The following is a 23,713-nucleotide window of genomic DNA, read 5'->3' as shown; positions in this document are numbered from 1 at the left end:
ATTCGCCCCCATCGAGGAGCAGCAGGCGTAGCAACGCGCACGATAGCGTTCCGCCATGCCGTCGGTCGTCAACAGTGAATCCGGGCCGCCGACCCCATCGGCGCCTGGCGGGACGCCGTGATCGCGACATACCCGTTGGCGAAGCCCGTGCGGGCGTTCGGCGGGTTCATCGCCATGTCGCTGGACACCCTGGTGATGATCTTCCGGCCGCCGTTCGCATGGCGTGAGTACCTGTTGCAGACCTGGTTCGTGGCCCGGGTGTCGGTGCTGCCCGCGCTCATGCTGACGCTGCCCTACTCGGTGCTGCTGGTGTTCACGTTCAATATTCTGCTCGGCGAATTCGGTGCGACCGACTTCTCCGGTACCGGCGCCGCGATCGGCACCGTTAACCAGATCGGTCCCATCGTGACGGTGCTGGTGGTGTCCGGTGCTGGGGCCACCGCAATGTGCGCCGATCTCGGAGCGCGCACGATCCGCGAAGAGCTCGACGCTCTACGGGTGATGGGAATCAACCCGATCCAGGCTCTGGTGGTTCCCCGAGTGCTCGCGGCAACCACTGTGGCACTGGCGCTTTCAGCAACAGTGATCCTGGCCGGCCTGACCGGCGCATACATCTTCTGCGTCTACATCCAGCACGTCTCACCAGGGGCATTCGCCGCGGGGCTGACCCTGCTGACCGGTATGGGCGATGTCATCGTCTCCCTCACCAAGGCAACACTTTTCGGCTTGGCCGCGGGACTCATCGCGTGCTACAAGGGCATTTCCGTCGGCGGTGGCCCGGCCGGTGTCGGTAACGCCGTCAACGAGACCGTCGTGTTCACGTTCATGGTCCTGTTCGCGATCAACGTGATCGTGACAGCCGTCGGCATTCAGTTCACCGTCTCGTGAGGGTGGTTCTGTGAGCGTCAACGCGCCAAGCAGATTGCACCCTAGGCTGGCGGACGGCCTGCATGGCGTGCTCGGGGGTTGGAACCGTATCGGAGCCCAAACCCGGTTCTACGCAAAGACACTGGGGGCAATTCCGGAAGCGGTGACCCGCTACCACAAGGAACTGCTGCGGCTCATCGCGCAGATGGGGCTGGGCGCCGGGGCGCTCGCCGTCGTCGGCGGCACCGTCGCGATCGTGGGCTTCTTGACCATGACCACCGGCGCGTTGGTCGCCGTTCAGGGCTACAACCAGCTGTCCTCAGTCGGATTCGAAGCGCTGACGGGGTTCGCCTCGGCATTCTTCAATGTCCGGCTCATCGTGCCCGGGACCGTATCCGTGGCGCTGTCGGCCACCATCGGAGCTGGCGCCACCGCCCAGCTCGGCGCGATGCGCATCAACGAAGAGATCGACGCACTGGAGGTCATCGGGATCCGTTCCGTCACATACCTGGCCGCCACCCGGGTGCTGGCCGGGGTCATCGTGGTCATCCCGCTGTACTGCATCGCGGTCATGATGGCGTTCGTCGCCGCCCGGACCGGGACGGTCGCCATCTACGGGCAAGGCTCCGGCGTCTACGACCACTACTTCAACACCTTCCTCAACCCCACCGACGTGATCTGGTCGTTCATGCAGTCGGTGGCGATGACTGTCGTGATCATGTTGGTGCACACCTATTACGGGTTCACCGCCAAGGGTGGGCCCGCGGGTGTGGGCGAGGCAGTGGGCCGCGCGGTGCGAACGTCCATGGTGGTCGCGGCGGTCGAGATCGTGATGATTTCGCTGGCCGTGTACGGCCAGTCCGGCAACTTCAACCTCGCCGGGTAGCGATGGAGGACCGGCAAGGTGAGAACCGTCTTTCCGACGGCTGGTGGACCGTCGTACTCCTGCTGGCGATCGGCGCGTTCTTCTTCGTGACGACAACGGCATTCGCGGGCACGTTTCGGTCGTTCGTTCCGGTCACACTGACATCGGACCGGTCCGGGCTGGTGATGGAAACCGGCGCGAAGGTGAAGTTGCGCGGGGTCCAGGTCGGTCGAGTCACCGGAATCAGCGGCCGCCAGGGCGACACCAGTTTGCGACTGGAGATCGAGCCCGACCAGATCCGCTATATCCCAGCCAATGTCGGTGCTCAGATCCGTTCAACAACTGCATTCGGCGCGAAGTTCGTCGACCTCGTCTATCCATCCGAACCCAGCCCGCAGCGCTTGGCCGCCGGCGCGGTTCTGCAGTCAGCCAACGTCACCACCGAGGTCAACACTGTCTTCGAGAATGTGGTCAACCTTCTCGACATGGTCGACCCAGCCAAGCTGAACGCGGTGCTGACCGCCGTGGCCGACGGGGTGCGCGGACAAGGCCCGCGCATGGGCGAGGCCACCACCGATCTCAACGAGGTGCTGAAAGCGCTCAACGCTCGCAGCGACACGATCCGCGATGACTGGCGCTCGTTCAGGAACTTCAACGACACCTACGCCGCCGCGGCACCCGACATCGTGGCGATCCTCAATTCCGCGACCACGGTGAGCACCACGATCGCCGACCGCGCCCAAGCCCTGGATACGTTGCTGCTCAACACGATCGGATTCGCCCAATCCGGCCATGACCTCCTCGAGACAAGCGGCGACAAACTGGTGCAGGCGGTGAACACCCTGGAACCCACGACCGCGTTGCTGATGAAGTACAACCCGGTCTACACGTGTTGGCTGCAAGGCGCGACCTGGACTCTGGACCACGGGGGCTACGAGGCCTGGGGCGGCAAGGACGGAAAGTCGGCGGTGTACGACATCGCACTACTCCTGGGCAACGACCCCTACCAATACCCGGACAATCTGCCGATCGTGGCGGCTAAGGGCGGACCCGGCGGCAAGCCGGGCTGCGGATCGATGCCTGATCCCACCAAGAACTTCCCGGTTCGCCAGCTCGTGACGAACACCGGCTGGGGCACCGGCCTGGACATCCGGCCGAATCCCGGCCTCGGGCATCCGTGCTGGGGCGATTGGTTCCCCGTCACTCGCGCAGCACCGAAGCAGCCGAGCATTCGCCAGTGCCTGCCCGGCCCGGCCCCAGGTCCGGTCGTGCCGCCAGGAATGCCGCCCTACGGGGCCGCGTGGTACGGCCCAGATGGCGTGCCACTGTGGCCGGGCGTACCACCCGCACCGGATCCCGTTGCAGCCCAACCCCAGCCGGGGCCGCCGACAGGAGACCAACCGTGAAGGACAACCTGAAGGGCACGGTCTGGCGCCTGGGCATCTTCCTGACGGTCTGCCTGTTCGGCGCCTTCGCCCTGCTCGCCGTCTTCGCACAGTTCCGCTTCGGGGGCGGCACAACCTACAACGCCGTGTTCACCAACGTCACCGGACTGAAGAACGGTGATTTCGTGCGCATCGCCGGAGTCGAGGTCGGCCGAGTCGACGACATTGCGATCAATCGCGACGCGACGGTACGGGTGGAATTCTCGGCCAAGGACGCGGTGGTGCTCACCGAGGGAACCCGGGCAATCATCCGCTACGACAACGTGATCGGTGGCCGGTTCCTAGCCCTCGACGAGGGCACCGGCGGGGTCAAACGTCTGCAACCCGGCCAGACGATCCCGGTGGACCGCACTGCGCCGGCCCTGGATTTGGATTCGGTCATCGGCGGATTCAAGCCGCTGTTCCGGGCGCTGAGCCCTGAGCAGGTCAATGCGCTGAGCGGTCAGCTCAATCAGGCCCTGCAGGGTCAGGGCGCCACCATCGGCGCCTTCCTGAGCCAGGCCGCGGTGTTCACCAATACCCTTGCCGACCGGGACCAGTTGATCAGTGAAGTGATCACCAACCTGAACGCGGTGCTCGGCTCACTGGGTAGCCAAAGCGGCCAACTGGACAAGGCCGTGACGAATCTGTCGGGGTTGGTCGACGGACTCAACGCACGCCGGACCGACATCGCGAATGCCTTTGCCAGCACCAATGCGGCCGCCGCGACGGTCGCCGACCTGCTGACGCAGGCGCGGGGGCCGTTCCAGAAGGTGGTGCACGAAACCGATCGGGTGTCCTCGATCGCCGTGGCCGACCATGAGTACCTGGAGAAGCTGATCGACACACTGCCCGACAAGTACCGCGCGCTCGGCCGTCAGGGTATGTACGGCGACTTCTTCAGCTTCTATCTCTGCGACCTGGTCCTCAAGGTCAACGGCAAAGGCGGGCAACCGGTTTTCGTCAAGGTGGCCGGCCAGGACACCGGGCGGTGCACGCCCAAGTGAAGTCCTTCTCCGAACGTAATCCTTTAGTTCTCGGTGTCATTGGCGCTGTCGTCATCGCCGGCGTCGTGATGGGCGCGCTCAATTGGCAGAAGTTGCCGTTCCTGAATCCCGGCCACAATTACTCCGCCCACTTCGCCGACGCCGGTGGTTTGTTCACCGGTGCCGGAGTGGAAGTGTCGGGCCTTCCGGTGGGCAAGGTGTCCGACATCCAACTCGACGGTCCGCAGGTTCTGGTGACGTTCCGCATCAACGGCGACGTGCATCTGGGCGAGCGCACAGTCGCCGCGATCAAAACCAAGGGCCTGTTGGGCACCAAGATGCTTGACGTCATCCCCCGCGGGGACGGGGAGCTGTCGGGCCCGATCCCGATCGATCGCACCACCTCGCCCTACCAATTGCCGGATGCTCTCGGCGATCTGACCACCACGATCAGCGGTCTGAACACCGACCAGTTGTCGGACTCACTCGCCACGATGGCGCAAACGTTCGCCCATACCCCGCCGGATCTGCACAACGCGGTCGCCGGGGTGGCTCGCTTCGCCGACATCCTCAATCGCCAGGACACTCAGTTACGCAACCTGTTGGCCAATGCAGCCAAGACCACCGACGTGTTGGCCAAGCGCACCGATCAGATCGTCGACTTGGTACGGCAGACCAACTCCCTGCTGGTCGCCCTGCAAGCCCAGAGCCAGTCCCTGGATCGCATCTGGCGCAACATCTCCGAGATCTCTCAACAGCTCAAGGCGTTCATCGCCGAGAACCGTACGACGCTGAAGCCGGCCCTGGAGAAGCTCAACGGGGTGCTGACCATCGTCGACGATCGCAAAGCCAAGGTGCAGGAGGCCATCAAGCGCCTCAATGCCTATGCCATGTCATTGGGTGAGTCGGTGTCGTCGGGCCCGTTCTTCAAGGCCTACCTCGTGAATCTCTTCCCCGGACAGTTCGTTCAGCCGTTCATCGATGCGGCCTTCTCCGACCTCGGTCTCGACCCGGCCACCCTGCTGCCGTCGCTGCGCACCGATCCTCAGGTGGGCCAGCCCGGCACGCCAGCGCTACCGGTGCCCTACCCACGCACCGGCCAGGGCGGTGAACCGCACCTGAATCTGCCCGATGCGATCACCGGCAACCCAGGCGACCCGCGTTACCCCTATCGCGAACCGCTGCCCGCACCGCCGCCGGGTGGCCCGCCGCCCGGCCCGCCCGCGGTATCACCGCCCGAGATCGCGTCGGTCCCCGATCCGGTGCAGGCGCCGTTCTTCGTACCCGCACCCCGTGAAGGACAGGGAGGACAACAGTGACGACGCTGCGTAACCCACGCACGGTGCTGGCCGCCGTCCTGGTGTTGATCCTCGTCGGGGGGGCGGTGCTGGCCATACGTGCCTACAACCGGGCCGACCGAATCGAGGTGGTCGGCTACTTCGACAACAGCACAGCGCTCTTCCCCGGCGATGACGTCCGCATCCTCGGTGTGCCCGTCGGCCAGGTGGCGAACGTCGAGCCGCAGCCCGACGGGGTGAAGATCTCGTTCTGGTTCGATCGCAAATACAAGGTCCCTAGCGATGCCAAGGCCGCGATCCTGTCGCCGATGTTGGTCACCGGCCGTGCCATTCAGTTGACGCCGGTCTACACCGGCGGTCCAGCCATGGGCGACGGTGCCGTCATCCCCCGCAGCCGCACGGTGGTCCCTGTCGAGTGGGATCAGGTGCGCGAGCAGCTGCAGCGCCTCACCGAGCTACTCAAGCCCACCGCCCCTGGCGGGGTGAGCACGCTCGGTTCGTTCATCAACACCGCCGCGGACAATCTGCGCGGTGAGGGCGGCAATATCCGGGACACGATCATCAAACTGTCCCAGGCGATGTCGGCGCTCGGCGATCACAGTGGCGACATCTTCGCGACATTCAAGAATCTCTCTATTCTGGTGACTGCGTTGCGCGGCAGCAGCGACCTGCTCGGTGCGCTCAACGAGAACCTGGCGTCGGTGACCGGCCTCCTAGCGAATGATCCGACCAAGATCGGTGACGCCTTCGCGGTGATGAACTCGGTCATCGGAGACGTCAAGACCTTCATCGACGACACCGGTGAGACGATCGGCACGACCACCGACAAGCTGGCCTCGATCAGCACGGCGCTCAACGACAGCCTCGACGACATCAAGCAGACGCTGCACATCGCGCCGACCACGGTGGGCAACTTCACCAACATCTACGAAGCGTCCAACGGCGCCTTCACCGGGGCTCTTGCGGTCAACAACTTCGCCAACCCGATCTCGTTCCTGTGCGGCGCAATTCAGGCGGCCTCCCGGCTCAACGCCGAACAATCGTCGAAACTCTGCGTTCAGTACCTGGCCCCGATCATCAAGAACCGGCAGTTCAATTTCCCGCCGATCGGCGAGGACTTCCTGGTCGGCGCGCAGGCGCGACCCAACGAGGTGACCTACAGCGAGGACTGGCTGCGCCCGGACTACGTTCCGCCGGCCCCCGCACCCCCGCCCCCTGCGCCCCCGGCCGCGACGACGCTGGCCACGGATCCCACGGCCGGACTGACCGGGATCATGGCGCCCGCCGGCGGTGGCTCATGATGCGTCGCCTTCGCGGGTTGACCGCCGTCGCGGTGGTCCTGGCTCTGGCTGTCGGTTCATCGGGCTGCGGACTGAACAAATGGCAAGGCTTGAACTCGTTGTCACTTCCCGGCACCGAGGGCAACGGACCCGGGTCGTTCACCGTCCAGGCAGAAATGCCCGACATCAACAACATTCAGCCCAATTCCCGGGTTCGTGTCGGCGATGCGACCGTCGGCCATATCACCAAGATCGAACTGCACGGCTGGCACGCCCTGGTCACGATGCGCCTCAACGGCGATGTCACATTGCCGGCCAATGCGACGGCCAAGATCGGCTTGACCTCCATCCTCGGCTCCCAGCACATCGAGTTGAGCGCCCCCAGCGATGAAGCGTCCCAGGGCCGACTGCACGAGGGATCGCTGATCCCGCTGTCGAATTCGGCGTCCTACCCCACTGTCGAACAAACCCTCGCCGCCGTCTCGACGGTGCTCAACGGTGGCGGTCTCGGTCAGATCCAGGACATCACCGAGGCGTTCAGCACCGCGTTCCGCGGTCGCGAGCAAGACCTGCGCAGCATGATCGGCGAGATCGACACATTCACCGCCAATCTCAACGACCAGAGCGACGACATCATTGCCGCCACCGAAGGCCTCAACACACTGGCCGGGACGTTCGCGGCCAGCCAGCCCGTGCTGGACAGGGCTCTGACGACCATCCCCGAAGCACTGGCGGTACTCAACAGCGAACGCGACAACCTCGCTGAGGCGGCCGACCAACTGGGCAAATTCTCCAACCTTGTCGTCACCACTGTCGACGGCAGCAAGGCGAATCTGGTCAAGGAGCTCAACGACATTGGCCCGGTGCTGGAGTCACTGGCCAACGCCGGGCCGAGCATGACTCGCGCACTCAGCCTCATCCTGACATTCCCGTTCCCCAACGAGACCATCGAGAAGTGGCAGCGCGGCGACTACGCCAACATGACCGCCGTCGTCGACCTCACCCTGAGCCGAATCGACCAAGGGCTGTTCACCGGAACCCGCTGGGAGGGCAATCTCACCGAGCTCGAAATGCAATGGGGCCGCACGATCGGCCAGTTCCCCAGTCCGTACACCAAGGTCAACCCGTTGGCCGTGCCGTACAGCTTCGATCAGGGACCCTGATATGCATCTGTCCCGGCGAATACTGTTCCAGCTAGCCATCTTCATCGTCATCGCGCTGGCCGCGGTCGCCCTGATGAGTCTGCACTTCCTCAAGCTGCCGGCCAAGATGTTCGGCGTCGGTCGCTACACCGTGAGCATGCAGCTCCCCGAGACGGGCGGGCTTTACGGCACCGGAAACGTCACCTACCGCGGCGTCGAGGTCGGGCGCGTGCAGTCGGTACACCTGACCGATACCGGTGTGGAAGCACAACTCTCGCTGAAATCCGGCATCGATATTCCCTCCGACCTCAGTGCGGAAGTTCACAGCCAGTCGGCCATCGGCGAACAGTACGTGGAGCTCAAGCCACGTAACGGCACTTCGCGCCCGCTGAAGGACGGAGATGTGATTCCGCGCTCGGAGACGTCGGTGCCCCCGGATATCAACGCATTGCTCGATGCCGCCAACTCCGGCCTGCATGCGATTCCGCGGGACAACCTCAAGACGGCTATCGACGAGGCCTACACCGCTGTCGGCGGCCTGGGGCCGCAGCTCTCCGATATCGTCAAAGGCTCAACGGCTTTGGCGATCGATGCCCGCAAGAATCTCGACCCGCTGATCGATCTGATCGACAACTCCCAGCCCGTCTTGGATTCCCAGGTTCAGACCTCAGCCGCCATTCAGGCCTGGGCGTCACACGTGGCCACCGTCACCGGCGAACTGCAGAAGGAGAACGACGCCGTTGCCGGGGTCATCGATCAGGGCGGGTTCGTGGCGACCTCGGGCGAAGCGAAGCGTCTCATCGACCGGCTGAAACCCACGGTGCCGATCATCATGGCCAACCTCTCCAGCGTCGGCCAGGTTGCGGTGACTTATCAGAACGACATCGAGCAGCTGCTGGTGCTGTTGCCACATGCCGTATCTGAGGGCCAGGGAACGTTTCTGGCCAATGCCAATACCAACCAGGCCTACCGGGGCGAGTATCTGTCGTTCAATCTCAACATCAACCTTCCACCGGCCTGCACCACCGGATTCCTGCCGGCCCAGCAGGCTCGGGTTCCCACCCTGACCGACTATCCCGAGCGCCCCGCGGGTGACCTGTACTGCCGAACACCGCAGGACTCGCCGTTCAATGTCCGTGGGGCGCGCAACATTCCGTGCGAGACCGTGCCCGGCAAACGCGCCCCGACGGTGAAGTTGTGCGAGAGCAACGAGCAGTACGTTCCGCTGAACGACGGCTACAACTGGAAGGGCGACCCCAACGCCACCAGCACCGGCCAGGCCATCCCGCAGCTGCCGCCAGGATCGCCACCGCCGCTGGGCATGCCCACCGCTCCGCCACCGCCGGCCCTGGTGGGGGCGGCTGAATACGATCCGGCCAGCGGAACCTACGTCGCCCCCAACGGGCGGGAGTACAGCCAGTCCAATCTGGCCGAGCCCGCCGGGCAGGGCGACACGTGGCAATCGATGCTGTTGCCGCCCGGGTCCTGACCGAACTTTCGGTCAGCCGCCGTGAGCGGCGAAGAACTGCGCGCTGGCCTCCGATGCGTCGAACTTCGCACCAGCTCCGGTCGGCCAGGTGTGACCCCACCCGTCGATCGTGACGAAGGCGACTTCAGTGCCGTCGGCACAACCGGTGGTGGACATACGTTTTCCGCCGGCGATAGGCGCTACCACCGCAGGCGGGCACTGATCGAAGGCGAGCCACCGGTCAGCCATCGTGTGTGCCGCGACGACAGTGCTTGCCCCGCCACGACCGACCATGCGGCCGCCGTTGTAGGGCACAACCGAGTCAGCGGTGCCGTGAATCGCAAGCACCGAAACAGGTTTGGAGGGATTGCAGTGCACCCCGACACCCAGCGTGCTCGACACCGGAACGATGGCGGCGACGAGGTCGGGGCGGTCGCACGCGAGGCGGCTCGCCATGAACCCACCCGCTGACATCCCCGTGACGAAGACTCGGCCGGGCGGGATGCCGTACTCGCGGGTGAGCCGACCGATCAGCGTCGCGAGGAAGCCGACATCGTCGACGCCCCGCCGGTCGGGCGTCGACGCGCCGCGCCCGTCAGCCCAGCTGAAGTCGATGCCGTCGGGATAGGCCACGATCCAGCCGTGCCGGTCGGCCACGGCGTTGTAGTTGGTCAGCGCGGCTTGCTTGCGCCCGGTCTGGCTCCCACCATGCAGGTTGAGCACCAGCGCGTTCGGATGCTCCAGCCCCGCGGGGACATGAAGCAGATACGTGCGTTGCACCCCACCGAACATCAGCGCACCGGGGGGATCGGGGCTGGCGGGAGCCTGCGTGGCGGGCAAGGTGAACAAGAGCAAGAGAGCAGCGACAAGCGCTGTCACGCGGTGGCTCACAGGAATCTATCTACGGCAAGGACGCGAGCTCGACCGCCTAGCTGCGTGTGCAGTTGGGGTCCGCGGGCTTTGTCGGCCACGCGCAGACGTTGATGTAGGTCGAAGTATCGAATCCGCCGCCGTCGAACACCCCGTAGGCGCCCCCGTTGGTTCCGGTGTAGGTGGCGCCACCGCCGCCTTCACCGCCCGAGGTGACGATGGTGGTCACCGTCCAGCCTTTGTCCTTCAGCGCCGCCTTGTAGGCAGCCATGACGTCAACTGGCGCCCCGGTGACCGCGAATTTCAGGTGAATGCCGTTGTCGGCGATGCTGTCCGGCCCCTTGGTGTCTTGAGTGTTCGCCGGCGCCGGCACCAGGCCGGGGAGCTTGCTGGCATCAACCGGGGCCGCGCTCGTGGTCGTCGGCGCCGCGCTCGAGGAGGCCGACTTGCTGCCGGAATCAGAACTGCTGCAGGCCGTGCCGGTCAGTCCGACGGCCAGCGCAAGGGCTGCTGCCACACACAAACCACGATTCATCGCTCCCCCTTTTTGTCATGGGCACATTAACCCAAACCGGGCCGCCCAGGTTGCGACACGGTCACGGAAACGTACCTATCGACACCGGCCCGGTCACAAGAGGCACACGGATCCCTATCGTCACATTGGATAACAGACGTCTCAGCGACGTCCCCACTCCGAAAGGTGTGTCGTGTCGCCGCGCCCCCGTATCCCCTCGCTGTCACTGGCCTCGACGCTCGTCGTCGGGCTATGCGCGGCAACCGGCGTCGCTGCGCCGGCCAACGCGGACCCGTGCGAGGGCGCTTCTGCCGCAGCACAACCGGCCGCGAACCAGGCGTACCAGATTCCGCAGCCGTCGGCGATCGCCCCCTTCGACCGCCCGATCGGGCACAAGCCCGTCGGCGCGAATGACCAAGCCCCGCTTCCGGCGTTGGGCAAGCTCCTCATCAACGCGTTGATCCCCAACGCGGGGCAAGTGCAGAAGCAGGCGGCGGTCACTCCGCCGAAGCCCGCGCCCGCCCAGCCCCAGCCGACCCCGGCCGCGGCGCAACCGCCGTCGACCGCCCCACCCGGCACCTCGGTCGTCGGCTGGGTGACCGGACCGGACAGCCCGAACCAGACCGTTCAAAAGTTCGCGATCACCGGCACCGACCTCGGAATCATGTGGGACAACGGCGATCCCACTCACCGACAGGTCCTGTTGGCCTTCGGCGACACGAACGGCTTCTGCCAGATCCCTGGCAAGCAGTGGCGGTACAACACGCTGATGCGCAGCACCGACGGTTCGCTGGCCAACACCGTCGCGGTGCCCGACGGCGCCGTGGGCAACAAATACTCCGGGTCGCCGGTGTGGCGGCCCGGCATCGCCAAGCAGGTCGTCAACAGCATCAACGCCGCGCCGGAAGAGACGGGCATCATCCCGACCTCCGGCGTGGCCGTCGGCCAGAACCAATTCATGAACTTCATGTCCATCAAGAGCTGGGACAACTACGGCGCGTGGACCACGAACTACTCGGCCATCGCGACGTCGACCGACAACGGTGAGACCTGGGGCGTCTACCCCGGCACCGTCCGTCAACCGACAAACGGCAACGAGAAGTTCCAGATGGGTGCATTCCTGAAGCCCGGCCCGGGTGATCCGTACATGTACTCGTTCGGCACCCCCGACGGGCGCGGCGGATCCGCCTATGTGGCTCGGGTGTCCCCGGGGCTCATCCCGGACCTGACCAAATACGAGTACTGGAACTCCGACAGCAACTCGTGGGTGCCGGGCAGTCCGGCCTCGGCGACGCCGGTCATCCCGGGTCCGGTCGGCGAGATGTCGGCCCAATTCAACAGCTATCTCAAGCAGTACCTGGTGCTGTACTGCAACGGCAACAACGACGTGGTGATGCGGACAGCGCCGGCGCCGCAGGGGCCGTGGGGCCCCGAGCAGATGCTGGTGTCATCGATGCAGATCCCCGGCGGCATTTACGCGCCGTTCCTGCACCCGTGGTCGACGGGCCGAGAGCTGTACTACAACCTCTCGTTGTGGTCGGCCTACAACGTGATGCTCATGCACACTGTGCTGCCCTGACGTCGCATTACTCCCCTCGCGCCGGTTTAGTGGGACACTCAGCGGTATGGAAGACACCAGCGACCCACGCGTCGAAGACTCCATCCCGACCGAGGTCCTGGACGCCGAGACCGAAAAGGCGGCTGAGATCGTCGTCGACGCCGCGATCCGCAAGACCATCTCGCCCGCAGCGCTGGGCCGAATGCTGGTCGACGCCGGCCGCAGCATCGCCGACGAGAATGATCTACTGACCCTGCTGCAGCACGTCGCGGGCATCGCCCAGGAAGCGATCGACGGCGCCGACTGCACAGGAATCACGATCGACTTCGGCGGCCTGACCTATACCGCGGTGCACACCGACGAACGGACCCTGCGCATCGACAGCGAGCAATACGAGGCCGGCGACGGCCCGTGCCTGCACGCCGCACGCACCCGCAGCATCGTGCTGCTGGATTCCGAAGAGGCCATGGAGCGCTGGCCACTCTTCGCCGTCGGCGCCCGCACCGAGGGCATCATCAGCTTCCTGGCCGCACCCCTGTTTACCGACGATCACACGCTCGGGTCGTTCAATCTGTACGGACGGGAACAGCACGCCTTCGACAGCATCGACGCCGAGATTCTCGATCTGTTGACCACCGCGGTGTCCCGGGCGATCGGTGACTTCGCCCGGTTCAAGTCCGCGCAGGACACCGCGGAGTCGATCCAGCGGGTGTTGCAGACCCGGGCGCCGATCGAGCAGGCCAAGGGTGTGCTGATGGCCATGCGCGGCATCGGTGCCGACGAGGCGTTCGACGTGCTCCGGGTGCAGAGCCAGGAGACGAACGTTCCGGTTCGGGTTCTCGCCGTCGATTTCCTGGACAAGGTGACCGACCACGCCAGCGAGCAGGGCTAGAAGGTATTGACCAGCGTTCGGCGCTCGGACATCTCTCGCGACATCGTGTAGTGGTGGTAGTGCGTTGCGCACTTGACCACCGAGACGAACAGCACGCCCGGCTCCGGCCGGCTGCGCAGAATCGTCATCATCCTGCGCCGGTAGACCTTTCGCAGGTGCGGGTCGGGAACGTTCTTCATCAGCAGTAGGAACAGGCCCAACGCCCGTCCGCCGTCGAGTAATTGCGTCTTTCGTCGCCGCCACGAATGGTCGCGCAGATACGCGTTGCGGGCTCTTCCGAAGTCGAATTTGCGTGTGAGATAAAGGCTTTCGAGCCGATCGAAATAGGAATCCGGATCGTACAGCTCGTGCATCAGGCCGATGTAGCCGTCGCGCAACTCTTCACGGCTCAGGTTGAGCGGAATCACGTTGGTGCCGAAGGTCTGGTCGTCGTCCAGGTCGAGGCGGCCTTCGTTCTTCAAGCGCGCGTGCAACGGTGTCTTGGGAATGGCCGCGAGCATGCCGACCATCGCGTGCATGATGTCGGTCTGGTTGATGAAATCGACTTGCTCCTTGAAGCTCCGGGCGTCGTCGTTGTCGAAACCGACGATCATGCCGCACCAGACTTCCAGGCCTGCGTCTTGCACCTTGCGGACGCGATCGACGATCGTCCCGCCCTTTTTCACGTTCTGGTACTTCTTCGCTTCTTTCAGGGAGTCTTCGTTCGGGCTTTCGATGCCGATGAAGACCACGGTGATGTTGGCGGCGACCATCAACTCCATCAGCTCGTCGTCTTCGGCGAGGTTCAGCGAGGCCTCGGTGAAGAACTGCAAGGGATAACCCTCGCGCTCCTGCCAGGTGTGGACATCCTGCAGCAGGACCTTCACGGCGGCCTTGTTGCCGATCAGGTTGTCGTCGACGATGAAGCCGATTGACAGGCCCGCCTTGCGCATCGCCTCCAGTTCGGCGATGACTTGAGTGCTCGTCTTGAGTCTGGGCTTACGGCCGAAGGTGACGATGATGTCGCAGAACTCGCACTGGAACGGACAACCGCGGCTGAACTGGATGCTGCCGAACACGTAGTGCTTGGTCTTCAGCAGGTCATACCGGGGCACCGGAACCTGCGTCATGTCGGTGCGGTCGGCTTGCTCGTAGCGGAACTGATGCCGGCCATGCGCCCAGTCGTCGAGGAACTGCGGCCAGGTGGTTTCGGCTTCGCCGACGAAGATCGCGTCGGCGAGGCCGTCGAAGTAGTCCTCCTGCACGCTGACCCAGGGGCCACCGACGACGACGAAGACGCCGCGGGCTTTGAGCTCGTTGAGAATCTCGAGCATGCGCTTGCGCTGAACGATCATGCCGGTCAGGCCCACGATGTCGGCCTGTGCCACCCGGTCGAGGTCGATGTCCTCGACGTTCTCGTCGATGAGCGTCACGTGATGCTCGGCGGGGGTCAACGCAGCCAGCAACGGAAGGCAGGCCGTCGGAACGTTGCACTTCTTGCCGAGCAGTGGGAGTGCGTGTTCCAGGCCCCAGTAGGAGACCTCGAACCGAGGGTTGATGATGACAATGTTTGCCACAGTCGTCTGCTCCGAACCGAACTCGTAGACGTTAGGCGGCGTTGCTTGCCAAGCGGAGCCTAGCCAACATGACCTGGCGGAACGAGTTATTCGCAATAGTCGGGACGAGGCTCGGACGGAGTCTCTTCCGAGTAGACGGTAACGCTGCCCGCTCGGTTCGGTCACGACCGTTGATCAGCACTGCCGCATCGGCGCAGACGGTGATGTGATCGGAGTGTGGATCCGGTCGGAGCGTTGTGCTGCCTGCTGATCGCGATCGCCGGACTGGCCGCTTTGGGTGGGTACGTCGCGGGCGTCGTACGTCAGCGGAACAAGCGACCTGTCCGCGCGTATTTCGTGCTCGGCTTGATCACCGGGTTCATGGCGGCGTTCGTTACGCGACGTCGGCTGGGTCGCCTTGTCCCCGTCGCGCGCAGACTTGCGCTCCCCCAGCGATTGGACAACCCGCTTACTGGCGCGGCTTTGCAGCTTCGGCGGGGCTTGAACTCGGTGCTCACCCGATAGCGTGCGGGTGAGGCATATTCAAGGGGCGGCGATGTGAGGACAACGTATGCGCTTCGGTAATTTCATGGCCCCCTTCCACCCGGCGGGGCAGAACCCCACTCTCGCGATAGAGCGGGACCTCGACCTGATCGTGGCGATGGACCGCCTCGGGTTCGAGGAAGCCTGGATCGGCGAGCATCACTCCGCAGGATTCGAGATCATTGCCTCACCCGAGGTCGTGATCGCCGTCGCCGCGGAGCGAACCAAACACATCAAGCTCGGCACAGGCGTGAGCTCACTGCCCTACCACAATCCGTTGATGCTGGCCGATCGGATGGTGCTGCTCGATCACCTCACTCGCGGCCGGGTGATGCTGGGCTGCGGGCCAGGACAGCTGACGTCAGATGCACACATGCTCGGCATTCCCGCAGACGAGCAGCGCCCGCGCATGGAGCAGTGCCTCGACGCGATCATGCGGCTACTTCGCGGCGAGATCGTGACCATGCACACCGATGGATTCATCCTTCAAGACGCGCGCCTGCAGCTGAAGCCCTATAGCGATCCGTGCTTCGATGTCGCTGTCGCAGCGTCCTTTTCACCCACCGGGCCGCGCGGCGCCGGCAAGCATGGCATCGGCATGTTGTCGATCGCGGCGACCGCGAAGCAGGGCATGAACCTTCTCGCCCACCACTGGGACACCTGGGAGGAGGTGGCGCGCGAGCACGGCCACGTCGCCGACCGCTCGAAGTGGCGGCTCGTCGGGCCGATGCACCTCGCTGACACCCGCGAGCAGGCCGAGCGTGACGTCGAGCACGGCATCGCCGAGTTCTCCCGCTACTTCAGCCACATCCTGCCCGCGGGTCCGGTCCAGGGCGACACCGCAGCCGAGATCATCGCCAACAATCACGAATCGGGCTTCGCGGTCATCGGCACGCCCGACGACGCCGTCGCCAAGATCTCCGAATTGGTCGAGGCGAGTAACGGCGGCTTCGGTGCGTTCCTGCTCTTCGATCACGACTGGGCACCGCCGGCGGCGAAGCTGCGCAGCTACGAATTGTTCGCGCAGTACGTGATGCCACATTTCACCGGCCAAGCCGAGGGGCCGCAGGCCTCCCGCGACTGGGTGATCGGAAGCGGGACAGAGTTCGTCGACCGAGCTGCACACGCCATCGGCAAGGCCATCGAAGACCACGCGGCCGAGCAGGAAGCGAAGAAGACGCCGCGATAATCGGCGCACCTCGTCCGAGGTCAGTGCACCTCGGCGGCCAACGGAGTTTGAGTTGATGGCGAGGCCGGGGCGACCGTCGAAGGGCTAGGCCCGATTGCCGCCGGGCTTGGCCCTGGAGCCGCCGGGCTGGGCCCGATTGCCGCCGGGCTGGGCCCTGGAGCCGCCGGACCGTACGCCGGCGTCGCGGCGGTGTATCCGGTTGACGGACCATGCATCGCGGTGTCCGCTTCGTCGCCCATAATCGCGGGGCCATATCCCGTCGTTGCCGAGCCATATCCCGGCGGCGGCCCATACCCTGGCAAGTGCTGGGCGTATCCAGCCAACAGCTTGGCCGCGACGAACGCCGCCGCCTGGTCGGTGTACCCAGGCACGTAACCCTGGGTGTGGCCGCTCCATTCGTTGCCCGGACCCGCATGGCAGATCGGGTCGGCGGGGTTGCACAGGTCGATCGCCTTGGATCCGAGCAGTGTGCTCGTGGTCGGCAGCGCTTGGCCCGTGCGGGTGGCCACGTCGCCGAAGGTCGCGACGGCTGCGATGTTGTTCACGTACTGGGGCGGTAAAGGATCGCCCCAGGGGATGCCGCCCACCGGAATGCCGGCCACGATGTCCACCACGCTTGCGCCTTGCGAATAGCCCCCCAGGACGATCTTGGTGTCGGGGCAGGCCGCCGCCGTGGACTTGATATGGGAGATCGCGTCTTTGGCGCCGTCGCCACCGTGCAGCTGCAGCTTGCTGGCCTTGTAGTTCACCGCGTAGGTGTCAATGTTCAGACCGTTGGTCTGCTTGCGCAGCGCGTCGACGAACCCATCGCCGACCCGACCCATACCTGCGGGCTCATCGGTGCCGCGCGCGAAGATGACCTCGACGTCGGCGCAATCGGTGGCCGACGCTACCGGCAGCGTGTGTGGGGCGATGAGCAGGACGCCCACGGACAACGGCGCCGCCGCGACAAGCCCAACCCAACGACCGGCTGACCGCACTCTGCCCGCGCGAAAGCCGGGGGTGCCGCTAGACAACATGCAGTCCTGTAACCCGCATCCCGCTCCGGCAAACATCTGTGACGAGTCCCACTCCCCCGGATGGGTGAATTTAGAGTGGTCAACTACGCACGACACCGAGCCCCCGGCGCCCCTAGGCTCCGGCCCGTGTCTGCCGAAGGTGCCCGTGATGAGTGATCGCGAGCGTGCGTGGAACGCCCTCTATGACGACGTGCGGCGCCGCCTTGACGGCGTGAATCTCGACGGTCCCTGGGAAGTGCGGCTTCGCAGCGCGATTCACGAGGTTGACGATCCCGTTGACCTGGTCGTTCGGCTGACCGGTTATAGCGCTGGATTGGCAATGCGCGGTCGCGATAACGAATTCGTTCAGCAGAAGATCGACGACGCGCTGGCGCTGATTGTGAAATACGGGACCTAACCATCGCGGGCTTCTTGACGTGGTCGCACGTGGCACAGTAACTTGTTAGTCAACAAGTTAGTTGATGGACGGAGGCGATCGTGAGCGACGACAACGCCGCGCCCCGCACCCAAGAGGTCCGCCGAGCCGAGGCCGAAAGCCGGCTGATCGCCGCCGCCGCCGACCTGGTCGGCGAGGTCGGACCCGCCAGAGTCACCCTGGCCAACGTCGGCGAACGCGCCGGCTACAGCCGCGGGCTGGCCACCCATCACTTCGGTTCCAAAGGCGCGTTGATGCAGCGCCTCGTCGAGACCGTGACCCACCAGTTCCGTAGCGCGATGTTCGATCGCGGTGAATCCGCCGATCCCATAACCGAACTCAGGACGCTGATCGGCATCTACTTCGACGTCATGGCCGACCTTCAACCGGTCAACCGGGCACGTCTGGTGCTCTGGGCCGACGCGGTCGCCAACCCCGCCGGCGACACTCGGGCGACGATGGTCGCCGCCGATCGGGAGTTCCGGGAGGAGATCGAGAAGCGCATCGCGGTCGCGATCAGTGCGGGCTTGGCGCCCAACACGATTCACCCGCAGGGGCTGGCCACGGTCGTCGTCGCCGTGCTGCGCGGCGTGGCACTGCAATCACTGATCGACGACGACGTCGACCTCGAAGCAGCCCGAAGCGAAATCGAAGCACTCCTCACCCGCCGATTCAGCACCGAACAGGAAGAAGATCGATCATGAGCCGAATGTTCGGCAACATCGCCCAGATCGGCTACGTCGTGCGCGACATCGACGTCGCGATGGACGACTGGGTGAAACACGGTGTCGGGCCGTGGTTCTACGTCGACCGCGTGCAAACCGACTACTTCCGCTACCGCGGTGTCGAATCGGACATGCAGATGAGCGTGGCGCTGGCCAACTCCGGCGACGTCCAACTCGAACTGATCCAGCCGCGCAACGACGCGCCATCCATGTACAAGGACTTCCTCGACGCCGGCCGCGAAGGCATGCAACACATCGCCTACTGGTCCAACGACTATCAGAGCCTGCTCGATCAGGCGCTTCGCGACGGCTACACCATCGGGCAGGAAGGCAGCATCGGCGGTGAAAAGGGCCGCTTCGCCTACCTCGACACCGAAACCACCCAAGGCACCGTCATCGAAATCTCCGATGTCAGCGGCCCCAAAGGCCAATTCTTCCAATACATTCGCGAAGTCGCCGCCAATTGGGACGGCACCGACCCGATCCGCGGCAGGGAGTGAGCGCCATGGACTACTCCGACGTCGACGTCCTGCCCCAGCACCTCAAGGACACCCTCGCGCAGCACGCGCCGGTCAACGTCTATCGCATGGTCATGCATTCACCGGGCCTGGCACCAGGGTTCTTCGTCATGGCCGACGCGATGTTCCAAGCCAATTCGCTCCCGCCGCACCTGCGTGAATTGGCGATCCTGCGAGTCGGCTACCGCTACGCCGCACCGTACGAAACACACCAACACGAGATGATCGCCGGCTACGCCGGACTGTCGGCCGAGGCGATCGCGGCCGCGGCCAGCGGTGACACCAATGGGCTGCCCGCCGACGAGGTCGGCATCCTCGCGTGGACCGATCGACTCCTGGACGACCACACTCTCAGCGGCAGCGACCGTGACGCTGCCCTCACACTGCTCACCACCACCCAGCTGGCCGATCTGGTGATGACAGTTGGCTTCTACCAACTGGTCTGCAACTTCCTCAACACGTTCGACGTGACCACCGAAGGCGAACCCACCTATGGCTGAACGGATTTCATCATGAAGGTGCATCACCTCAATTGCGGCACCATGAAGATGCCGAGTGCCCCCATGGTGTGCCACGTCCTGCTCGTCGAAACCGCCAACGGCCTCGTCCTGGTCGACTCCGGGTTCGGTTCACACGACTGCCTCGATCCGGCCAAACGCCTCGGCCCCAGCCGGCACCTCGTGCGGCCGATCCTCGATCAGCGGGAAACCGCCGCACACCAAGTCGAACGCCTCGGCTTCCGACGAGACGACGTGCGCCACATCATCATCACGCACTTCGACATCGATCACATCGGCGGTCTATCGGACTTTCCCGACGCGCAGATCCATGTCACGGCGGCCGAAGCGCTGGGCGCGATCAGGCCGCCGTCGTGGCGCGAGAAAGTGCGTTACCGCTCAGCGCAGTGGTCGCACGAACCCCACATCGTCGAGCACGATCCGCACGGCGAGAAGTGGCGCGGATTCGCCGCGGCCAAGGAACTCGACGATGTGTCGCCCGGGATCGCGCTCATCGCCCTGCCCGGCCACACCCGCGGTCACGCGTGCGTCGCCGTCGACGCCGGCCACCGCTGGATCCTGCACTGCGGGGATGCCTTCTATCACTGGGCCACCCTCGATGGCCGGTCACGGGTGCCTCGGGTACTCACAGTCATGGAATCGGCGATCGCGTGGGACCTGAAGAAGGTCCGGGACAACCACGACCGCATCGCCGAGCTCCACCAGCGCCAGGATCCGGACCTGTTCGTCGTCAACTCTCACGACCCGACACTCTTCGAGCGGGCCCGCGACACCGCGTAGATATTTCCCGCACGCAAATTTGCTGAGGTAGGCTCGGCGCCAACGGACAATTCAGCACACCGGGGGGTTGCTATGTCTACTGACATTCAGACGGCGCGGGGCACGGCCAAGCGACAGCATTATGCGGCCTGGTTAGGCGCGGGCGCGCTCGCCATCGGAATGGGTGCCGCTGCGCTGGGTTGCGGTACGGCAGTGGCGAACGCGGACAGTGCCGGGACAGGCTCGTCAACGCGTCATACCGTGTCGGCGAGTCACTCTCCGAGCCGGGCCAGGCCGGTCGCCCATGCCGCGCCGCGCCCGAAAAAGTCCGCGGCACTGGTAGCGGCGAGCACGGTTACCGCGGTGGCGGCCCCGAGCCACAACGCCAGACCCGCTGCGAGAGTGGTCAATAGCGTGTCCTCGGCCGGCCCACTGCGCGTGACGAAGTCGACGGCTCACGCAAGCGCGGCGCCGAGCGCCCTCTACGATCTACTCGGGCGCTTCGTCGCGCTGGGCAGTTCAATCCAGAACTTCGATGTCGTGCATGCCGTCCAAACTGCCCTCATCAACCCGGTCCACACCGTCATTCAGACGGTCGGCAGAGCGGTCGATGCCATGCTCGGCCGGATCGGGCAACTCGTGGGGGGCGTCTTGTTCGTCGTGGCCCTGCCTATCGAAATACCCCTGGGGATCTACTTCTTCTATTCGATCTTGACGTCGGGGTTGTGGTTCTAGGCGCTGTTCTCCGGACGCTATTGCGCCAGGTATCCCCCGTCGACGGGCAATACGACACCGGTGATGAAGGACGCGTCATCGGAGGCGAGAAAGACTATCGCCCTTGCTACTTCGATCGGGTCGCCGAGTCGACCCATCGGGTGCATCCGCTCGATTTCCGCCAGGTATTCCGCACCGCCGGGCTTGTCCGGAATCCTCTTGACTGCATCGGTCCGAATCGTCCCGGGCGCAACTGCATTGACTCTGATCCCCTGGTCTGCCCATTCGACCGCCAGATGCTTGGTCAACCCGGTGGCGACAAACTTGGCGGGGCCATAGGCCGCCTGTCGCTTCTGGCCGGCCAGTCCGGAAATCGAAGACAGACAGACGATGGCGCCACCACCGCTCGTCAGCATCGCCTCGATCGCGAACTTGCACGTGAGGAACATGCCGCGCCCGTCGATGGCCATCACCTCGTCCCAGCCCGCGACGCTCACCTCCCGCACGTCGCCGAGTGGAATGATGCCGGCGTTGGCCACCAGCACATCGAGCCCGCCGAAGCGGTCGACCGCCGCCGTGATCATTCGCCGGGCGTCGTCCTCGACCGAGACGTCACCGACGACTGTCTCGACTTGCGCGCCAGCGCTCCGCAATTCATCGGCCAGCGCCAGTAGCGCGTCACCCTGAATATCGGTCAGAGTTAGCCGCGCACCCTCGCGTGCGAACACTTCGGCCGTCGCCCGGCCGATGCCGAACGCAGCACCGGTGATGACGGCGGACTTCCCGAGGAGGCGGTTCACGGCGGCCGGCGATGGGTTTCGGGTCGCTACAACCCGTTTGGCCCAACCACCCCGAGTAACAAGCCGCCGTCGCCGCCCTCACCGACGGTGTTGCTGGCGAAGTAGACGTCGCCGCCGGCGCCGCCATTGCCGATCAGCTGGGCATTGCCGCCGGTGCCGCCTTTCGTTGAGGCGCCGGAGCTGTTGAAACCGTAACCGGCATTCCCGCCATTGCCCCCGCCGCCGATCAGTGCGGCGTTGCCGCCGTTGCCGCCGCTGGTGGTGAACGCGCCGCTACCCCCTGTGCCGCCGCTGCCGCCGTTGCCCACCAATCCCTTGGCGTTGCCGCCGGCGCCACCGATGCCGCCGGCGCTGTTGGTGGATTGTCCGCCGTTGCCGCCGTGGCCGCCGTTGCCGAAGAGTCCGATGGCGTTGCCGCCGATTCCACCGACGCCACCTTTGGAACCGTTGAAATGTTGTCCACCGACGCCGCCGCGGCCGCCGTCGCCGAACAATGTGCCACCGGTGCCGCCGGTGCCGCCGGTGCCGGCGGGCGTGGTCGCGCCATTGCCATTGCCGCCCCCACCACCTGTGCCCCCGTTGCCGGTCAGGCCGGCATGGCCACCGCTGCCGCCGTGTTGATCGACGCTGCCGTTGCCGCCGCCGCCGCCCGAGCCGCTCAGCATCCCACCGGCCCCGCCGTCGCCACCGACGGCGCCGGTCACGCCGATCCCGGCGTCACCGCCGGCACCGCCGCGGCCGTTCAACAGGCCGCCGTGGCCGCCATGTCCGCCAGCGCCTCCGGTCCCCGAAATACCGGTTCCCTGTGCCAACCCGCCGACACCGCCGGTGCCCCCATTACCGAACAGCCCGATCGCATTCCCGCCCGCGCCGCCGGCACCGGCATGGCCGCCTGGGGTTGCGCTGAAATAGGTCCCACCGGGGCCACCCTCACCGCCATTGCCGAAGAACACTCCGCCGGCCCCACCGGCGCCGCCGACGCTGGGTGAGCTGCCGCTAATAAAACCGCCCGCGCCGCCATTGCCGCCGTTGCCGAACAGCCCGGCAGCCCCGCCGCGGCCGCCGGATTGGTTGGCTGCGCCGGATCCCCCGTTGCCGCCATTGCCCCACAACAGACCGCCGGCACCGCCGTTCTGACCCGTCCCTGGCGCTGCGTTAGCACCGTTGCCGATCAGTGGGCGACCCAATAGAGCCTCGGTGGGGGCGTTGATCGCGTTGAGAACGTTCTGCTGTAACGCTTGCCACGGATTGGCCGCCGCCGCGGCTGACGGGCTCCTGCCGATGGTCGTCGAGGCGATGGCCGTCGCGGTGACGGGTGCTTGATGGCTCAGGCCGGTGTGCTGCGGCGTCCTGCCTGCGACTCTGGTCGCCGGTCTTGCTTGAGCCACTCGAGGTGAACTGCCGGTCGAAGTCCTACTGACGCTAGAGCTGTTGTTACCGCCGGGGCGGCTCGCCGCCTCGGTCGAGCTCTTGCCTTGGCTTGCGTTGGAGTGCGGAGATGGTGCGGGCGAAGATGTGTCAGCGTTGGCCACCCCCGACCCGCTTACCAGTGCCGCACCCACCCCCAGGGTGATCGCGCCCGCCCCAAGCCAGACATACGGTTCACGATGACGGTGCGCGGCGCGGTGGCGACCCTTCGTGCATCCCGCCCCACCCCGGGCCGAAGCCTTCACCTGACGTTCACCGGCCATGGCGGCCCCCCATTCAGTGTGTCACCGCTCGTCGCGGGGCCTTGCGCCCCGCCACCTCACGATTTAGACAGCGGATCCGGGGCCGCACACTACGAAAAATCTATCTCAGTGGGCCGATACCGT

The 23,713-nt window shown here is 65.3% G+C and carries 24 protein-coding genes; 17 read left to right on the top strand and 7 right to left on the bottom strand.

The genetic code is table 11. From position 1 onward, the window contains the following. Window positions 1–174: 174 nt before the first annotated feature. Genes SLQ31_RS09185 through SLQ31_RS09150 form a run of 8 tightly spaced genes read left to right on the top strand, consistent with a single transcriptional unit; the run spans window position 175 to window position 9,351 of the window. Window positions 175–888, top strand: a complete 714-nt coding sequence (locus SLQ31_RS09185) for an ABC transporter permease (protein ID WP_319432971.1) — start codon at window positions 175–177, stop codon at window positions 886–888. Window positions 889–898: 10 nt separating this feature from the next. Then, window positions 899–1,753 carry an ABC transporter permease gene (locus tag SLQ31_RS09180; protein WP_319431633.1) on the top strand — a complete coding sequence of 285 codons (855 nt, stop codon included), beginning with the start codon at window positions 899–901 and terminating at the stop codon, window positions 1,751–1,753. Between the two features lie 2 nt (window positions 1,754–1,755). Further along, window positions 1,756–3,138, top strand: coding sequence for an MCE family protein (locus SLQ31_RS09175; protein WP_319431631.1), 1,383 nt, complete (start codon window positions 1,756–1,758; stop codon window positions 3,136–3,138). Beyond that, window positions 3,135–4,163, top strand: a complete 1,029-nt coding sequence (locus SLQ31_RS09170) for an MCE family protein (RefSeq protein WP_319431629.1) — start codon at window positions 3,135–3,137, stop codon at window positions 4,161–4,163. The genes SLQ31_RS09175 and SLQ31_RS09170 overlap by 4 nt, the downstream gene beginning before the upstream one ends. Next, window positions 4,148–5,461: an MCE family protein gene (locus SLQ31_RS09165; protein WP_319431627.1), complete on the top strand. Its 1,314-nt coding sequence runs from the start codon at window positions 4,148–4,150 to the stop codon at window positions 5,459–5,461. The genes SLQ31_RS09170 and SLQ31_RS09165 overlap by 16 nt, the downstream gene beginning before the upstream one ends. Further along, window positions 5,458–6,741: an MCE family protein gene (locus SLQ31_RS09160; RefSeq protein WP_319431625.1), complete on the top strand. Its 1,284-nt coding sequence runs from the start codon at window positions 5,458–5,460 to the stop codon at window positions 6,739–6,741. Before SLQ31_RS09165 ends, SLQ31_RS09160 begins: the two co-directional genes overlap by 4 nt. Further along, window positions 6,741–7,883 (top strand): virulence factor Mce family protein, encoded by a 1,143-nt coding sequence (locus SLQ31_RS09155; protein WP_319431623.1) that lies wholly within the window; start codon window positions 6,741–6,743, stop codon window positions 7,881–7,883. The genes SLQ31_RS09160 and SLQ31_RS09155 overlap by 1 nt, the downstream gene beginning before the upstream one ends. A gap of 1 nt (window position 7,884) precedes the next feature. Further along, on the top strand, window positions 7,885–9,351 hold the full coding sequence (locus SLQ31_RS09150; RefSeq protein WP_319431622.1) for an MlaD family protein: 1,467 nt from the start codon (window positions 7,885–7,887) through the stop codon (window positions 9,349–9,351). 12 nt (window positions 9,352–9,363) lie between these two features. Here the strand turns inward: SLQ31_RS09150 and SLQ31_RS09145 are convergent, their stop codons facing one another. Both SLQ31_RS09145 and SLQ31_RS09140 read right to left on the bottom strand, forming a co-directional pair. Next, the gene (locus SLQ31_RS09145) at window positions 9,364–10,209 is read right to left on the bottom strand and encodes an alpha/beta hydrolase family esterase (RefSeq protein WP_413641610.1); all 846 of its coding nucleotides are present in this window, start codon (window positions 10,207–10,209) and stop codon (window positions 9,364–9,366) included. Window positions 10,210–10,258: 49 nt separating this feature from the next. Then, entirely contained in the window at window positions 10,259–10,735 is a 477-nt protein-coding gene (locus tag SLQ31_RS09140) for a hypothetical protein (protein WP_319431620.1), read from the bottom strand. Window positions 10,736–10,907: 172 nt separating this feature from the next. On the opposite strand from SLQ31_RS09140, the gene SLQ31_RS09135 reads away from it, so the two are divergent. Next, complete coding sequence (locus SLQ31_RS09135; protein ID WP_319431618.1) at window positions 10,908–12,293, top strand: DUF4185 domain-containing protein; 1,386 nt, start codon at window positions 10,908–10,910, stop codon at window positions 12,291–12,293. Window positions 12,294–12,339: 46 nt separating this feature from the next. Continuing rightward, window positions 12,340–13,164 carry a GAF and ANTAR domain-containing protein gene (locus tag SLQ31_RS09130; RefSeq protein ID WP_319431616.1) on the top strand — a complete coding sequence of 275 codons (825 nt, stop codon included), beginning with the start codon at window positions 12,340–12,342 and terminating at the stop codon, window positions 13,162–13,164. Here SLQ31_RS09130 and SLQ31_RS09125 read toward each other — a convergent pair. Next, the gene (locus SLQ31_RS09125) at window positions 13,161–14,720 is read right to left on the bottom strand and encodes a B12-binding domain-containing radical SAM protein (protein WP_319431614.1); all 1,560 of its coding nucleotides are present in this window, start codon (window positions 14,718–14,720) and stop codon (window positions 13,161–13,163) included. The two genes, SLQ31_RS09130 and SLQ31_RS09125, sit on opposite strands and share 4 nt — an antisense overlap. Window positions 14,721–15,270: 550 nt before the next feature. Between SLQ31_RS09125 and SLQ31_RS09120 the strand changes: the two genes are divergently transcribed. Further along, window positions 15,271–16,431 carry an LLM class flavin-dependent oxidoreductase gene (locus SLQ31_RS09120; protein ID WP_319431612.1) on the top strand — a complete coding sequence of 387 codons (1,161 nt, stop codon included), beginning with the start codon at window positions 15,271–15,273 and terminating at the stop codon, window positions 16,429–16,431. 20 nt (window positions 16,432–16,451) lie between these two features. Here the strand turns inward: SLQ31_RS09120 and SLQ31_RS09115 are convergent, their stop codons facing one another. Further along, entirely contained in the window at window positions 16,452–17,450 is a 999-nt protein-coding gene (locus SLQ31_RS09115; protein ID WP_319431610.1) for a cutinase family protein, read from the bottom strand. 148 nt (window positions 17,451–17,598) lie between these two features. Here SLQ31_RS09115 and SLQ31_RS09110 point away from each other — a divergent pair, with 148 nt between their 5' ends. The 5 genes from SLQ31_RS09110 to SLQ31_RS09090 all read left to right on the top strand — a co-directional run bounded on the left by SLQ31_RS09110 (window position 17,599) and on the right by SLQ31_RS09090 (window position 20,406). Then, complete coding sequence (locus SLQ31_RS09110; protein WP_319431608.1) at window positions 17,599–17,847, top strand: hypothetical protein; 249 nt, start codon at window positions 17,599–17,601, stop codon at window positions 17,845–17,847. 80 nt (window positions 17,848–17,927) lie between these two features. Next, window positions 17,928–18,569 carry a TetR/AcrR family transcriptional regulator gene (locus SLQ31_RS09105; protein WP_319431606.1) on the top strand — a complete coding sequence of 214 codons (642 nt, stop codon included), beginning with the start codon at window positions 17,928–17,930 and terminating at the stop codon, window positions 18,567–18,569. Then, window positions 18,566–19,090 carry a VOC family protein gene (locus SLQ31_RS09100; RefSeq protein ID WP_319431604.1) on the top strand — a complete coding sequence of 175 codons (525 nt, stop codon included), beginning with the start codon at window positions 18,566–18,568 and terminating at the stop codon, window positions 19,088–19,090. Before SLQ31_RS09105 ends, SLQ31_RS09100 begins: the two co-directional genes overlap by 4 nt. 5 nt (window positions 19,091–19,095) lie before the next feature. Beyond that, on the top strand, window positions 19,096–19,608 hold the full coding sequence (locus tag SLQ31_RS09095) for a carboxymuconolactone decarboxylase family protein (protein ID WP_319431602.1): 513 nt from the start codon (window positions 19,096–19,098) through the stop codon (window positions 19,606–19,608). A gap of 12 nt (window positions 19,609–19,620) precedes the next feature. Next, complete coding sequence (locus SLQ31_RS09090; RefSeq protein WP_319431600.1) at window positions 19,621–20,406, top strand: MBL fold metallo-hydrolase; 786 nt, start codon at window positions 19,621–19,623, stop codon at window positions 20,404–20,406. A 251-nt stretch (window positions 20,407–20,657) separates the two neighbouring features. Here the strand turns inward: SLQ31_RS09090 and SLQ31_RS09085 are convergent, their stop codons facing one another. Beyond that, complete coding sequence (locus tag SLQ31_RS09085) at window positions 20,658–20,795, bottom strand: hypothetical protein (RefSeq protein WP_319431598.1); 138 nt, start codon at window positions 20,793–20,795, stop codon at window positions 20,658–20,660. Between the two features lie 4 nt (window positions 20,796–20,799). Here SLQ31_RS09085 and SLQ31_RS09080 point away from each other — a divergent pair, with 4 nt between their 5' ends. Next, the gene (locus SLQ31_RS09080; protein WP_319431596.1) at window positions 20,800–21,120 is read left to right on the top strand and encodes a hypothetical protein; all 321 of its coding nucleotides are present in this window, start codon (window positions 20,800–20,802) and stop codon (window positions 21,118–21,120) included. A 17-nt stretch (window positions 21,121–21,137) separates the two neighbouring features. Here the strand turns inward: SLQ31_RS09080 and SLQ31_RS09075 are convergent, their stop codons facing one another. Beyond that, window positions 21,138–21,899, bottom strand: a complete 762-nt coding sequence (locus SLQ31_RS09075) for an SDR family NAD(P)-dependent oxidoreductase (protein ID WP_319431594.1) — start codon at window positions 21,897–21,899, stop codon at window positions 21,138–21,140. A 26-nt stretch (window positions 21,900–21,925) separates the two neighbouring features. Further along, window positions 21,926–23,431 (bottom strand): PGRS repeat-containing protein, encoded by a 1,506-nt coding sequence (locus tag SLQ31_RS09070; RefSeq protein WP_413641604.1) that lies wholly within the window; start codon window positions 23,429–23,431, stop codon window positions 21,926–21,928. Window positions 23,432–23,713 lie beyond the last annotated feature (282 nt).

Origin of the sequence: Mycobacterium sp. RTGN5, assembly GCF_033804465.1 — a bacterium.
Classification (GTDB): Bacteria; Actinomycetota; Actinomycetes; order Mycobacteriales; family Mycobacteriaceae; genus Mycobacterium.
Note: the sequence above shows the minus strand (reverse complement) of the source record. Positions and strands in the feature narration are given on the sequence as shown.

What these genes read in the sequence shown, in the direction of transcription:
- SLQ31_RS09185 (WP_319432971.1), top strand. Translation starts at nt 175, where the DNA reads ATGTCGCTGGACACCCTGGTGATGATCTTCCGGCCGCCGTTCGCATGG.
- SLQ31_RS09175 (WP_319431631.1), top strand. Translation starts at nt 1,756, where the DNA reads ATGGAGGACCGGCAAGGTGAGAACCGTCTTTCCGACGGCTGGTGGACC.
- SLQ31_RS09155 (WP_319431623.1), top strand. Translation starts at nt 6,741, where the DNA reads ATGCGTCGCCTTCGCGGGTTGACCGCCGTCGCGGTGGTCCTGGCTCTG.
- SLQ31_RS09150 (WP_319431622.1), top strand. Translation starts at nt 7,885, where the DNA reads ATGCATCTGTCCCGGCGAATACTGTTCCAGCTAGCCATCTTCATCGTC.
- SLQ31_RS09140 (WP_319431620.1), bottom strand. Translation starts at nt 10,735, where the DNA reads ATGAATCGTGGTTTGTGTGTGGCAGCAGCCCTTGCGCTGGCCGTCGGA.
- SLQ31_RS09130 (WP_319431616.1), top strand. Translation starts at nt 12,340, where the DNA reads ATGGAAGACACCAGCGACCCACGCGTCGAAGACTCCATCCCGACCGAG.
- SLQ31_RS09120 (WP_319431612.1), top strand. Translation starts at nt 15,271, where the DNA reads ATGCGCTTCGGTAATTTCATGGCCCCCTTCCACCCGGCGGGGCAGAAC.
- SLQ31_RS09115 (WP_319431610.1), bottom strand. Translation starts at nt 17,450, where the DNA reads ATGTTGTCTAGCGGCACCCCCGGCTTTCGCGCGGGCAGAGTGCGGTCA.
- SLQ31_RS09110 (WP_319431608.1), top strand. Translation starts at nt 17,599, where the DNA reads ATGAGTGATCGCGAGCGTGCGTGGAACGCCCTCTATGACGACGTGCGG.
- SLQ31_RS09100 (WP_319431604.1), top strand. Translation starts at nt 18,566, where the DNA reads ATGAGCCGAATGTTCGGCAACATCGCCCAGATCGGCTACGTCGTGCGC.
- SLQ31_RS09095 (WP_319431602.1), top strand. Translation starts at nt 19,096, where the DNA reads ATGGACTACTCCGACGTCGACGTCCTGCCCCAGCACCTCAAGGACACC.
- SLQ31_RS09090 (WP_319431600.1), top strand. Translation starts at nt 19,621, where the DNA reads ATGAAGGTGCATCACCTCAATTGCGGCACCATGAAGATGCCGAGTGCC.